Here is a 12629-nt window from a genome sequence, read left to right on the forward strand (position 1 = left end):
TCACGGTTGCTGGTTACCACCAAGGGCGTGGGCTTTCAAATCCTCTAGGGAGACATACTCAAGGGCACTGACATGGGTTGCTTCCAGAATTACTGGGGGAGCTACGTCAGCCTCTAGGGCTTCCCGCCAACGGGAGGCACACAGACACCAGCGATCGCCCGGTTTCAGCCCCGGAAATTGATAGGCGGGCACTGGCGTCGAAAGATCATTGCCCCGCGAACGGGTAAAGGTGAGAAATTCGGCGGTCATTTCCGCACAGACCACATGGGCACCGACATCTCCTGCCCCCGTCCGACAAAAACCATCGCGATAGAATCCTGTGAGTGGATTTTGACAGCAGCACACCAAGGGTGTTCCCAACACATTCATTGCCGTCATTATTGATGCCCCCAAGTTTTTCACCCTAAGTCTAGCTATAGCATAAGCCTGTGCCCAAGAGGCCTATTGCAGCCAGTCCTTGGCCAATGCGCTAAACTAAAACTCAGAAATAGTATTGTTGTTGTTTTGTTTGGCCTATGCCTAGCGTTGTTCCCCAAGAGCGGCAACAGGTTATTCGCAAGCACTACCCCAACTACAAAGTCATTGTCCTCAACGATGACTTCAATACGTTTCAGCACGTTGCTAACTGTTTAATGAAATATATTCCCAATATGACCAGCGATCGCGCGTGGGAATTAACGAATCAAGTTCATTACGAAGGCCAAGCCATTGTTTGGGTGGGGCCCCAAGAACAGGCGGAACTGTACCATGAGCAACTTTTGCGGGCGGGGCTGACAATGGCACCCCTCGAACCCGCATAGGCATTGCCCTTTGTAAAGAGTGTTATCACCGCTATTAAAAACTTTGAATCCTGTTACCTTTCTTCATGTGTCACTATAAAAGGTAGTTTCATAAGGTTGAGGAACTGCCAATGGCCGTCACGACTGCCAAGCGTCCGCCGCGCTTAACCCTGCAGGTGTTGGAGATCGCCGCTGATACGACGGCAATTCGCTGCCTAGATTGGGATCGCGATCGCTTTGATATTGAGTTTGCCCTTGAAAATGGCACCACCTACAATTCCTTTCTGATCAAAGGGGAACAGATTGCCCTCGTAGATACGTCCCATGCCAAGTTTGGCGATCGCTACCTCGAGCAACTCTGGCAACGGGTGAACCCCAGTGACTTGAACTATCTCATCGTCAGCCATACCGAACCTGACCACAGTGGCCTCGTCAAGGACGTATTGGCAAAAGCCCCCCATGTAACCGTGGTGGCCTCAAAGGTGGCGTTACAGTTTCTGGGGGATCTGATCCATCAGCCCTTTAGTCAGCGACAGGTGAAAAATGGCGATCGCCTTGACTTGGGGAAAGGGCATGTCCTTGAGTTTGTGATGGCCCCCAATCTCCACTGGCCCGACACCATCCTCACCTATGATCACGGCACCCAGACCCTCTTTACCTGTGATGTTTTTGGTGCCCACTTCTGTAATGATGATCCCTTTGACACAGAACCTGAACTGCTAGCGCCAGATTTCAAGTTTTACTACGACTGCCTCATGGGACCCAATGCCCGCTCCGTCCTCTCCGCCTTCAAGCGCTTGGAACCCCTGCCCCCCGTGCAACTAGTTGCCACAGGTCATGGCCCACTGCTGCGCCATCATCTCCCGCAGTGGCTAGATTCCTACCGCAACTGGAGTCAAGAGCAGGCCAAAGCAGCAACAACGGTGGCCATTTTCTATGCTGCTAACTATGGTTATGCCAATGCTCTGGCAGAGGCGATCGAACGGGGAGCCGCCAAAACTGGGGTTGTTGTCGAAAAAATGGATCTGCTCACCGCTGAACCCCAAGATATTCGCGAACTCACCGAGATTGCTGCTGGGATCATTATCGGTACACCGCCCACCACTGCCGTTGCTAAAACTGCCCTGAGTACGATTCGTGCGGCTGCCCATGCCAAACAGGCCATTGGGGTCTTTGAAAGTGGTGTGGCCGACGCTGAACCCGCCTATCCCCTGCTCAACCAGTTTCGGGATGCGGGACTGACGCCTTCATTTCCTGTGATTCGGGTCACAGCAGCACCCACTGAGGCACTGTTCCAAGAGGCGGAAGAAGCGGGTACTGACATGGGTCAATGGCTGTTGCGCGATCGCACGGTCAAGCAGATGAAAGCCTTGGATACTGACCTCGATAAAGCCTTGGGTCGCCTGAGCGGTGGGCTATACATTATCACCGCCCAAAAGGGTGCCATTAACAGTGCCATGTTGGCCTCCTGGGTGGCGCAGGCCAGTACCGAACCTCTTGGGGTTTCCATTGCGGTGGCCAAGGATCGGGCCATTGAGTCCTTTCTACACGTGGGGGATACCTTTGTCCTCAATGTTCTTGAAGAAGGGAACTACCAGCCCCTGATGCGCCATTTCCTGAAGCGATTCCCACCGGGCGCCGATCGCTTTGCCCATGTGAAAACCTATCCAGCCAGTAATGGCAGTCCCATTTTGGCCGATGCCCTTGCCTATATGGAATGTACCGTTGTCAGCCGTCTGGATGCCCACGATCATTGGATTGTCTATAGTACTGTGGATAATGGTCGCGTCTCAAAGCCCGATGGCATGACTGCTGTGCACCATCGCAAAGTGGGGAACCATTACTAAACTCGGGCACTCCCTACCCAAAGTGCGCTAAACTAAGTTTGCTGCGGACGTGGCGGAATTGGCAGACGCGCTAGATTTAGGTTCTAGTACCGCAAGGTGTGTGGGTTCAAGTCCCTCCGTCCGCATTCAAAAGCTTAGCAATTGAGGGCACAGTTTGCAGTTCGCAGCCAAGAAAGCATTGGCAAAAACCTTTCCCTAAATCTTTTTGGGGACTTGACTGGGATGTTTTTCTTTGAAGTGAAGATTTTAGGAGGATGGACACAACTGGACTCGAACCAGTGACCCCCACGATGTCAACGTGGTGCTCTAACCAACTGAGCTATGCGTCCTCGGAATTCCTAATATAGCATACACAAGGCTAACCTTTAAGTAGTTTGACCGTCACATTTGTATCGGTGCGATCGCTCAACGAACGAGTGGCCACCCCTAAAACGACTGGCTCAGTCACCCCCGGTTCAGGATGTTCGATGGTTCGTGCAATCACGGTCAGGCGATCGCTCCCTCGGCCGAGCCGTCCCAAGGAAAATAAATCATTCGCTGCCTGTACCAGCGTTGCCTCAAGGGTACTGCTCTCAATGTCCGGGGGCACTGTGATCACAACTTGCGTTGCCCCGTTGTCATAGACGAGGGTGTATTTGCCGGCACCGGGCACTGGGGAGTGCACAATCGGTACAATACTCAGGGCAAAGAGTCCCACTGTCACAACACCGAGAAACCCCGTAATACCAACAAAGCGAAAGCGCACACCCCAGCGAAAAACAAATGTGAGTGCGGTTAAGCCAGCCATGACAAGGGTGGCAATGCCAGCCCAGCGGCTATAGGTGGCAAAATCGGCGGGGGTCAGCACTACTCTTCCTCCTCATTACTGACAAAACCATTCACAGGGGCTTGATCCTGCTGCAACGCTGCCCGGAGGGTATGCCATGTCAATGTCGCACACTTAATCCGCACCGGGAACTGAGCCACCCCCTGCATGACATTGAGCTTGCGAAACTCTCGAGGGAACTCAAACTGCCCCTTCATCATCGCTTGGAACTGCTCCACCATTTGTAGGGCACGACTCACGGGTTGCCCCCGCAGGGCATCGGCCATCAAATCCGCTGAGGCCATGGCGATCGCGCAGCCTTCCCCCTCAAACTGAATATCCTGAATGATTGTCTCCCCCTGCTCATTGGTGCCTAGGGCAACCGTTAAATCAATGGTGTCGCCACAGGAAGGGTTATGTCCCCGCTGCTGACGATCCACAGGCTGCGTGCGGCCACGGTGGCGAGGTTTCTTGTAGTGCTCTAGGATGACTTGCTGGTAGAGCGTGCGGAGATGATCAAGAGACATTTAGAATACTCTATGCTCAGTGCATTTCCTCAAGGATTTTATATTTTATAAACTATATTAACGGCTAAGGGCGGTGAGACTTTGCCAAAAAAGCGTCAAGGTGGCTGCTGTGCCGACACCAAACATGAGGGAGCGACCAAGGGGAAAGTTGGCAATATAGCAGATGCTGTACAAAAAGCGAGCCGCGACAAAACTCAGGCTGGCGATCGCCACCGTTGCATTATTCACCCCCGCAAAAAGGGTCAGCAACACTGCCGCCGCAAAGGGCATAAAGGTTTCAAAGCTATTTTCGTGTGCCCACACCGCCCGCTGCGCAAAGGGGGGCAGTTTCTCAAAGAGGGAACGGGGAGCCGCCATATCAAAGCCCGCCTGCCAGCGCCCCACCACAACAAAAATGTAGGGGAAATAGATCAGCAGCGTTGCTGTCAGTAAACTGGCGGCTAGTAGCCAAGGGATATTGCTCAACATCACCTAGACTCGCTCCAACACTGGCAGCGCACCACTGAGCACCCCATCGCGAGGGGGCAATTCCTCACAGAGAATTTCGCAAGAGTTATTGGGACTTTCAATCAACTTCACCTTATGCAGCGTCGCCCCCAACTGGCGAATCGGTTCCTGTAGCAACTGGGCAATGTAAATGGCGATATTCTCTGCCGTCGGCACCACCGTCGCAAAATAGGGAATATCTTTATTCAAAAACGTGTGATCCAAAGGTTCAATCACCTGTTCCTTGAGCACCTCCTCGAGCTTGACCAAATCAACAATCATGCCCGTCCGCGGATGAATCGCCCCCTTGACCGTAATCTCCACGTGGTAGTTGTGGCCATGGCCGTGGGGGCGAGCACACTTGCCATAGATGCGGCAGTTTTCTTCGTAGCTGAGATCCTCAAGGGCTAGACGATGCGCCGCACTAAAGTGAGCACCAACAGAAAGATAGGCTTCCATAGGGTCTCCCGTGTAGTCCGCCCAAAGGCGGGGATGTTCAAACAGTTGAATGCGCACAAGGGGTAAATGGGGAGAGAGTCGATCCCAAATCACCCGTGCAATATGTTCAGTCGTGGGTAATGTGGCTTGAAACTCTGGCCACACCTCATTGAGATAGGAAAAATTCAGGGGTTCAATGACTTCACGGCGAATGATGTGCTTGACATCCGATAGGTTCAACACCATGCCAAAGTCATCAACAACGCCGCCCATTGAAACAAACAACTCATAGTTATGACCGTGGCCGGGAAAGCGACTATTGGCACCAAACCGAGCCAAATTCTCTGCTTCAGACCATTCTGGCAACCAGTAGCGATGACTGGCGGCAAACTCAGCACGGCGGTGAATAATACAATTCATGTCAAATTATGAAGATTTGCAACAATTCAGCAATCTCCCCCTATCCTAACGGATTCTGGTTCCCCCAACCATTGGCTTTTTTGGCACATTTCCCTAAAGTCCGCCAAGGATGAAAGGCTTTTGCCGTACTTGGCCAATCAGCCAGCGCAGACTGTGGTTACTGAGAATCGATAAAGGCCCCATGACCATCAGGGATTTCACCTCTGCACGGCTAATTTTAACTACCCCTCCCGGTTGCAGCATCGCCGTCGAGTGAGTGAGTTCCCGCAGGGTGGCATAGGCAAAGAGCAGCGGCAGCACGCAAAAGAGGCGAATCGGAATTGCCGCCTTGGGCACGGATAGCAAGTAGGCTTGAGCTTCATCGAGATCATGCCAAGCAAGGGCAATCAATTCCTTAATGGCGGCATGATTTTGCTCAAGATGTTCAGCACTGAGGATGGACTGGTGGCTACTGCCTTGGAGCAGCAGAGATTCATTGGGGATATAGATCGAGTTTTCGTGCTCCGCATCCCAAGCAATATCCTTGAGAATGTTCACCGTTTGCAGCGCTTCACCAAAGGCAGCGCAGCGCTTGAGGAGTACTTGGTATTCATCGGCACCAATGCTGGGGGAATGCTCGTACCACAAATCCGTCAGGAGATAGCCAACGGTACCCGCGACGTAATAACAGTACTCTTTATATTCATCGAGGGTTTGAATGCGAATGCCATTGGGATAGAGGTTAATAAACTTTTTCATCCCATGCACCATTTCGCTCACCCAGCGTTGGACGTGCTGTTGGGACGTGAGGGGCAAAGAACGGTAGAGGGCAAAGACGAGTCCCGTATTTTTCACCAGTTGCACATGGGCTGGCTCCCCCTGAACCCCCCGTGCGGTTTCACCATAGCTATTGGCTAGATCGGCACTGTCAAAACACTCCAGCAGGTGATCCAATAGAGCGGTTTTTGCGGGGATACTGGCAACCGGATCATCCTCAACGGTATCGGCAATGCGACAGATGAGATAGGCCACCAGAACCGCCCGACCCAAATTTCCGGGGAGGAAGCGAATACTGAGGGCAAATGTGCGCGAGACTTGGGGGAGTATCTCTTGGCAAAAGCGCTCAGCATCCTTGACGGAAACTGGGTTCTCCAGCACCATTTGAATCATATGGGGGTTCACTCCTACACGCATTGATCGATAGTTGAGTCAATCCTCGACCGTTCCTCAGGCCAACACTCTAGGGCAGTCAATTCACGATTCTCCAAAAGGGTCTCGCGATCGCAACCCAGCAGGGGACGACTTCCACAAACAAGGATTGAGCAAAATCTATAGCTATCATACTCATTTTTGTTTGTCTAGGTGGCCTGTGACAGTTGCTGAGATTGCCTGAGGTAGAATGGTGGATAGCTCACAATTTGCCAGAACAATAACATAGCTTCAACAATTAACAACGGTATCAGATTTGGCGGAAAATGCCTCTCGTCCACCATAGCGGACGCTTGAGTGTGACACTCTTTCCATTGGTCAGTTTCTAAATTGCCCGCGATCGGTCTATCCAAAAGTTAAGACGGTAATCAGCTCGAAAATGTGTACTCCCAGCGTAGCGGTTGTGTCAACAGGCCAGCACAGCAAAGTTCATTAACAATGACTCCATGCCTCGTCCTTGTGCCCCAAGGGGCAGAATATCAAGCGGTACAACGAGGGCTACAGGCGTCCAATGTGGTGATTATTCCGATCCGAGCGGGGGCAGCCACAGTGACCACACCGGCATTGATCAGTGCCCTTGAGGAATCGCCTGCCATGGTTCTCATTTTGGGGGTTTGTGGGGGCTTGCATCCCGATGATCGGGTGGGTGAAGTGGTTGTCTATACTACTTGTCAGGATGAAGCAGGGCAAACGTATTCTTTAGACCAGACGTTATCGGCGAAATTGGCGCCTGCGTGGCGACGGGTGAAAGGCATCACAACGGCGAAAACCGTTTCTAAGGCTCAGGAAAAACAAACCCTTGCGGCTCGCTGGGGGGTGGAGGTAGTGGATATGGAAGGGGTGCCACTCCTCAAGGCTTTAGCGGGAATGCCGGTGGTGATGGTGCGGGTGATCAGTGATGGTGGCGATCGCGACCTCCCCGATTTGAGTCAAGCCTTTGATGCTCAAGGCAATTTGCGGCCGGGGCCACTGGCTATCGCAATGCTGCGCAACCCCCGTGCGGCGGCACACTTGATTCAAGGCAGCCTCAAAGCCCTCAAGGTGCTCACAAGAATTGCCCCAGAGATTGTGCAGCAACTCAATGGCTAAGATAGGGGTAGCCAGCTTGGAGAACGCTGTGGCGCAGCTCATTGGTGAAATTTTGGGCGATCGCTATGAACTCCTGCGCGAACTGGGGTCTCATCCGGGGCGGCGCACCTATCTGGCGTTGGATCGGCGGCGCTATGAACAGGTGGTGCTGAAGCTGCTGCTTTTTGGTGGCGGCATGACATGGGACGACTTTAAGCTCTTTGAACGGGAAGCGGCTGTGCTGCAAACCTTGGATCATCCGGCCATTCCCCGCTATCTCGACTACTTTGAAATCAATACCCCTGATCTCAAGGGCTTTGCTTTGGTGCAAACCTACATTGAGGCAAAATCCCTCGCCATATGGCAAGCAGAAGGGAGAGTGTTTAGTGAAGAGGATTTGCGGTTACTGGCCGATCGCCTGCTGGATATTTTGATCTATCTCCATGGCCGTCAACCGCCGGTGATTCACCGCGATATTAAGCCGACAAATATTCTCTTGGGCGATCGCTCCGGTCATGATCTTGGCAAGGTCTATCTTGTGGACTTTGGGGCGGTACAAACCGCGATCGCAGGCAGCACCCGAACCGTGGTGGGTACCTATGGCTATATGCCCCCGGAACAATTCGGCGGTAAAACCCTACCCGCCAGTGATCTCTACGCCTTGGGCATGACCCTCATCTACTTAGCAACCGGCACTCCCCCCGATGAGCTGCCGCAAAAGGAACTGCGGGTTCAATTTCAACCCTTGGTCTCCTTGAGTCCCCCTTTTATCCGCTGGCTCGAAAAAATGGTCGCGCCCGCCCTTGAGGAGCGATTTGACTCCGCGACTGCGGCTCGCCAAGCCCTAAAGCAACTGGACACATCACCCCACGAGGCCTCACTCATAACAAAAACGCCGCCCTACGGTTCCCGCCTACAGGTGAGAGAAACACCCCAAGGGCTACTGGTGCAAATTCCCCCCGTTGGATTTAATGTCAGTCTCTTCTTCCTGATTCCCTTTGCAGTGGCTTGGAATGGGTTTTTGGTCGTCTGGTACAGTCTAGCGATTAGTTCTGGCTTTTGGCTGATGGCTGTTTTTGCTACTGGTCATCTTGCTGTCGGTTTAGGCCTCATTGGCGGCATTCTTTACATGCTATTGGGATGGCAGGTGCTGATGGTCACCCGTAAGGATCTGCGCTTCTATGAACATATCCTTGGTTTCCGCTGGCGTCGTCCTAAAGTCCTGCCGCTTGAAGTGATTGAACAGATTGAATTTCAGCCCCACAGCACGTACCGCGATCGCGAGGGCGATCGCCAAGAGCTATCGAGCAAACTGGTGATTCGTGCCGGTAGCCAAGCGATCGAACTGACTGAAAATGCCCTTAGCGTGACCTCAAGGGATCTGGAATGGTTGGCCTACACCCTTGGCCGCTATCTGGGGCGACGGGTCACACAGGCTCGTCAGGATGTCCGAAGTGCTTGAGAGCATCACCACTGAGGCGGCAGATACGCCAGTCAGGTAGCACAGTCGCACCCATGCGCTCATAGAATTGAATCGCAGGAGTATTCCAGTCCAAGACGCTCCACTCGATACGGCCATAGTCGCGATCGCTGGCTAGCCGGGCTAATGCCTTCAGCAGAGCAGTGCCCACCCCTTGACGCCGATAGGCAGGGAGGACAAACAAATCCTCTAGCCAAAGGCCGGGGCGGGTGAGGAATGTGGAGTAGGTGGTGAAAAACAGGGCGTAGCCAATAACGTCTGTGGGGGTATGGGCAAGAAGTACCTCGGCGTAGGGGCGATCGCCAAACAAATGCTGCCGTAGCGCCTCCTCTGTGCCCGTTACTGCGTGGCTGAGCTTTTCATAGGCCGCAAGCGCTTGGATCAGTTGGAAGATGATTGGAGCATCCGCCGGGGTCGCTGCACGAATCGCAAAGGAGAAAGACACGCTAACCCAAACTAAATTGAGCGCAGCCAACCGGCACTCAGAGCAACGGTAAGCGCCATAAACAACACTGTCAAAGTCCACGTGGCACGGTTTAAGGTCGCTTCTGCACTTTTGGTGCTGGTAAAGAGCTGGGCTTGACCGCCAATACCACCGAGGCCATCCCCCTTGGGACTGTGGAGCAAGACCAATACAATCAGGCCAACTGCTGAAAATGCCCACAGACCAATGGCAATTTTTTCAATCATCCTCAACCTCGCTGGCGATGCGAATCTATACAACTTGACCTCTCCCTCATCTTACCGCAAGCCTAGGAGCCAATGGCACAATACAAGATAGGCGTTTTGAACGTGCCCCATGAACCAGCAAAATCTGCTTCAGCAATTGCTTTTAATTGGTGTTGGCACCACCTCCCTTGTGGCCGAGAAGTTGCGTCAAGTGAGCGACCAATGGGTGAAAGAGGGACGCCTCAATGCCGATCAGGCCAAGGCAATGGTGGATGAAGTCCTTGCTCACCTCAAAGAAGATGCCGCCTCCCTCGATGAAGCGGTGCAACGACAAACGCGCCAGTTTCTAGAGAGCTTGGGGGTGCCACAACAGTCAGAAATTGATGAACTGCGGGGACGCATTGATCGCCTAGAACGGGATGTTAGGGAGTTAAAAAATCGCTCATGGTAAGACAACGGGTGCATCGAGCCTACGGCTGGCTCCTCTGTGGTATTGTCCTAGTAGTGGTATGGTTGGTGGCCGCTCCGATCGCGATCGCCAGTGTGCCGCTGGAAGCGTCAACGGAGGCTGCGGGACTTATGGGGAATCCAAAGGTGGTGACCACTCCTTCAGGTTTGCAATACGAAGATATGGTTGTCGGCTCAGGGGCGCAGCCTCAAGTGGGCGATCGGGTAACGGTGCACTACACAGGAATGCTCACCGATGGCCGCATTTTTGATAGCTCCCGCGATCGCGGTCAGCCCTTCCAATTTCAAATTGGTGTCGGTCAAGTCATCAAAGGCTGGGATGAAGGAGTTGGCTCAATGCACGTCGGGGGGCAGCGGCGGCTGATTATTCCCCCGAACCTAGGCTATGGTGCACGCGGTGCCGGCGGGGTCATTCCTCCCAATGCGACGCTGATTTTTGACGTTGAACTTTTGGGTGTGCAATAGGATTGAACTCGGCAAGGGATGCCCAAGGCCAAGGTACTGTATATCTGCCGCGAGTGTGGTGCCGAGTCTGTGCAATACTTTGGTCGCTGTCCCAACTGTGGTCAGTGGAATACCCTTGATGAGCAGGTGGTTAGCCCTGTAGAGACCGCTGCTCGACCCACAACCCCCCGAAAATCGACCACTCCCCACCCCCGCAGTGCCAAGGCCCTAGGAGAGATTAGCGAACAGACACAGAGCCGTTCTGCCTCTGGATTTGCCGAGTTGGATCGGGTTTTGGGAGGGGGGATTGTGGTTGGCTCCCTCGTGTTGGTGGCCGGCGAACCGGGAATTGGCAAGTCCACGCTTTTGTTGCAGATGGCAGCCACCTTAGGGCAACAGCAGCGGGTGCTCTATGTCTGTGCTGAGGAATCGGCGCAGCAGGTGAAATTGCGATCGCAACGACTGGGCATTGCCGCCTCCCCTTCCCTTTATCTCTTGGCCGAGACGGATTTAGAGGTCATCCTGCAGGAGCTGACCCATCTGCAACCCCATCTGGCGATTATTGATAGCATCCAAGCGGTGTATCTGCCCCAATTGACGGCTGCCCCCGGCTCGGTCTCTCAGGTTCGTGAGGGCACAGCCGCCTTGATGCGCTTAGCCAAGCGGGAGCAGATGAGTCTCTTTATTGTGGGGCATGTTACAAAGGAGGGGGCGATCGCCGGTCCGAAGGTGCTGGAACATTTGGTGGATACCGTGCTCTACTTTGAGGGCGATCGCTTTGCCAGTCACCGCCTCGTACGCGCTGTCAAAAACCGCTTTGGGGCTAGTCAAGAAATTGGCGTTTTTGAAATGGGCGCGCAGGGCTTAGCCGAGGTCACAAATCCTTCGGCGCTGTTTTTGGGCGATCGCGAGCCAACCCCCGGTACCGCCACCATTGTGGCCTGTGAAGGCACCCGTCCGCTTGTGGTTGAGTTGCAAAGTTTAGTTAGCCCCACCAGTTATCCCTCTCCACGCCGCACGGCCACGGGCATTGAGTACAATCGCTTTTTGCAAATTCTCGCCGTCCTAGAAAAACGCCTAGGGGTGCCCCTCTCGAAGCTAGATGCCTATGTGGCGTCCGCTGGCGGGCTGAATGTGGCGGAACCCGCTGCTGATCTGGGGGTGGCAGTGGCTGTTGTAGCTAGTTTTCGCGATCGCTGGGTGCACCCCCAAACGGTGATCATTGGCGAAGTGGGCTTAGGGGGACAGGTGCGAGCGGTTTCCCAGTTAGAATTACGGCTGCGGGAGGCGCTGAAGTTGGGATTTCGCCGTGCCATTATTCCCGAAAACCAAGCCTGTGCGATCGCAGGGCTAGAGATTTATCCTGTACGTCGTGTCACCGATGCCATTGTGGCTGCCCTTGCCCCCATGACCACTGAGGAATCCCCCTGAGGGCTATCTTTGCGAGTCCAATTTATCCCTAAGATGTCTGAGACAGATACCCCATTGGTGGAGCGGTAGTGCAAAGCCAGTTGTGACAAGATACACTTCCGCCATCAACGGACTCAATTGCTGACACAGTTCGCCAAGGCGATCGCGAAAACAGCGACCACTGGCATAGGCAGGAACAACTCCCCAGCCCACCTCTTCAGCAACAAAAATGAGTTGAGCGGCACACCCTTGCACACTCGCTAGGAATTCAGTAACGGTTGCTTGCCATTGATCTTGAGATTGATCTAGGCAATTGGCCACCCATGTTCCCAAGGAATCCACAAGGGCGCAATGATCAGGCGGCAGGTCACGCAGCAGGGCAGCTAGTTCGAGGGGGCACTCCCGCAATTGCCACTCAGCGGGGCGGCGAGCACGGTGCTGTTCAATCCGCTGCAACCATTCTGTATCCTCTGGGGGGGCGATCGCCGTCGCAATATAAATCACCGGTTGCTCGCTTTGGGCGGCAACGGCTTCTGCCCATTCACTCTTGCCACTGCGACTCGGACCGGTCACCAAGACATGAGCAGGCATGATTAGGCA

Annotated in this window: 16 protein-coding genes and 2 tRNA genes; 8 read left to right on the forward strand and 10 right to left on the reverse strand. The window is 53.7% G+C overall.

The window, feature by feature from the left end:
* Nucleotides 1–381, reverse strand: coding sequence for a DUF2237 family protein (locus RHJ80_RS01610; protein WP_149821117.1), 381 nt, complete (start codon nucleotides 379–381; stop codon nucleotides 1–3).
* A gap of 134 nt (nucleotides 382–515) precedes the next feature.
* On the opposite strand from RHJ80_RS01610, the gene clpS reads away from it, so the two are divergent.
* From clpS to RHJ80_RS01625, 3 genes are all read left to right on the forward strand, one after another.
* Nucleotides 516–800: an ATP-dependent Clp protease adapter ClpS gene (clpS, locus tag RHJ80_RS01615; RefSeq protein ID WP_206200784.1), complete on the forward strand. Its 285-nt coding sequence runs from the start codon at nucleotides 516–518 to the stop codon at nucleotides 798–800.
* 110 nt (nucleotides 801–910) lie between these two features.
* Complete coding sequence (locus tag RHJ80_RS01620) at nucleotides 911–2626, forward strand: diflavin flavoprotein (RefSeq protein WP_302678679.1); 1716 nt, start codon at nucleotides 911–913, stop codon at nucleotides 2624–2626.
* 43 nt (nucleotides 2627–2669) lie between these two features.
* A tRNA-Leu gene (locus tag RHJ80_RS01625) sits at nucleotides 2670–2751 on the forward strand.
* 130 nt (nucleotides 2752–2881) lie between these two features.
* Here the strand turns inward: RHJ80_RS01625 and RHJ80_RS01630 are convergent.
* The 6 genes from RHJ80_RS01630 to RHJ80_RS01655 form a co-directional block, all read right to left on the reverse strand.
* Nucleotides 2882–2955 (reverse strand) — tRNA-Val (locus tag RHJ80_RS01630).
* Nucleotides 2956–2984: 29 nt separating this feature from the next.
* The gene (locus tag RHJ80_RS01635) at nucleotides 2985–3473 is read right to left on the reverse strand and encodes a Ycf51 family protein (protein WP_206200786.1); all 489 of its coding nucleotides are present in this window, start codon (nucleotides 3471–3473) and stop codon (nucleotides 2985–2987) included.
* A complete protein-coding gene (sufU, locus tag RHJ80_RS01640; RefSeq protein WP_302678680.1) occupies nucleotides 3473–3958 on the reverse strand; it encodes a Fe-S cluster assembly sulfur transfer protein SufU in 486 nt (161 codons plus the stop codon). The genes RHJ80_RS01635 and sufU overlap by 1 nt, the downstream gene beginning before the upstream one ends.
* Before the next feature lie 57 nt (nucleotides 3959–4015).
* Nucleotides 4016–4426: an MAPEG family protein gene (locus RHJ80_RS01645; RefSeq protein WP_310801336.1), complete on the reverse strand. Its 411-nt coding sequence runs from the start codon at nucleotides 4424–4426 to the stop codon at nucleotides 4016–4018.
* 3 nt (nucleotides 4427–4429) lie between these two features.
* Nucleotides 4430–5302 (reverse strand): 6-carboxytetrahydropterin synthase, encoded by an 873-nt coding sequence (locus tag RHJ80_RS01650; protein WP_206200789.1) that lies wholly within the window; start codon nucleotides 5300–5302, stop codon nucleotides 4430–4432.
* Between the two features lie 93 nt (nucleotides 5303–5395).
* Nucleotides 5396–6451: a phytoene/squalene synthase family protein gene (locus tag RHJ80_RS01655; protein ID WP_181496817.1), complete on the reverse strand. Its 1056-nt coding sequence runs from the start codon at nucleotides 6449–6451 to the stop codon at nucleotides 5396–5398.
* Between the two features lie 477 nt (nucleotides 6452–6928).
* Between RHJ80_RS01655 and RHJ80_RS01660 the strand changes: the two genes are divergently transcribed.
* Both RHJ80_RS01660 and RHJ80_RS01665 read left to right on the forward strand, forming a co-directional pair.
* On the forward strand, nucleotides 6929–7579 hold the full coding sequence (locus RHJ80_RS01660; RefSeq protein WP_310744732.1) for a phosphorylase: 651 nt from the start codon (nucleotides 6929–6931) through the stop codon (nucleotides 7577–7579).
* Between the two features lie 28 nt (nucleotides 7580–7607).
* Entirely contained in the window at nucleotides 7608–9020 is a 1413-nt protein-coding gene (locus RHJ80_RS01665; protein WP_310801337.1) for a serine/threonine-protein kinase, read from the forward strand.
* On the opposite strand, the gene RHJ80_RS01670 is transcribed toward RHJ80_RS01665, so the two are convergent.
* On the reverse strand, nucleotides 8986–9483 hold the full coding sequence (locus RHJ80_RS01670) for a GNAT family N-acetyltransferase (RefSeq protein ID WP_310801338.1): 498 nt from the start codon (nucleotides 9481–9483) through the stop codon (nucleotides 8986–8988). The genes RHJ80_RS01665 and RHJ80_RS01670 overlap by 35 nt on opposite strands.
* A gap of 11 nt (nucleotides 9484–9494) precedes the next feature.
* Nucleotides 9495–9728, reverse strand: coding sequence for a preprotein translocase subunit SecG (gene secG, locus RHJ80_RS01675; RefSeq protein WP_149821094.1), 234 nt, complete (start codon nucleotides 9726–9728; stop codon nucleotides 9495–9497).
* 109 nt (nucleotides 9729–9837) lie between these two features.
* Here secG and RHJ80_RS01680 point away from each other — a divergent pair, with 109 nt between their 5' ends.
* From RHJ80_RS01680 to radA, 3 genes are read left to right on the forward strand one after another with little or no spacing between them, the layout of a single operon-like run.
* Entirely contained in the window at nucleotides 9838–10158 is a 321-nt protein-coding gene (locus RHJ80_RS01680; RefSeq protein ID WP_149821092.1) for a phasin family protein, read from the forward strand.
* Complete coding sequence (locus RHJ80_RS01685) at nucleotides 10152–10640, forward strand: FKBP-type peptidyl-prolyl cis-trans isomerase (protein ID WP_149821090.1); 489 nt, start codon at nucleotides 10152–10154, stop codon at nucleotides 10638–10640. The genes RHJ80_RS01680 and RHJ80_RS01685 overlap by 7 nt, the downstream gene beginning before the upstream one ends.
* 18 nt (nucleotides 10641–10658) lie before the next feature.
* Nucleotides 10659–12050: a DNA repair protein RadA gene (gene radA, locus RHJ80_RS01690; RefSeq protein ID WP_310801339.1), complete on the forward strand. Its 1392-nt coding sequence runs from the start codon at nucleotides 10659–10661 to the stop codon at nucleotides 12048–12050.
* A 3-nt stretch (nucleotides 12051–12053) separates the two neighbouring features.
* On the opposite strand, the gene cobU is transcribed toward radA, so the two are convergent.
* Nucleotides 12054–12620, reverse strand: a complete 567-nt coding sequence (gene cobU / locus RHJ80_RS01695) for a bifunctional adenosylcobinamide kinase/adenosylcobinamide-phosphate guanylyltransferase (protein ID WP_310801340.1) — start codon at nucleotides 12618–12620, stop codon at nucleotides 12054–12056.
* Nucleotides 12621–12629: the final 9 nt, after the last annotated feature.

Source organism: Thermosynechococcus sp. QS41 (genome assembly GCF_031583515.1).
In the GTDB taxonomy this organism is placed as follows: Bacteria; Cyanobacteriota; Cyanobacteriia; order Thermosynechococcales; family Thermosynechococcaceae; genus Thermosynechococcus.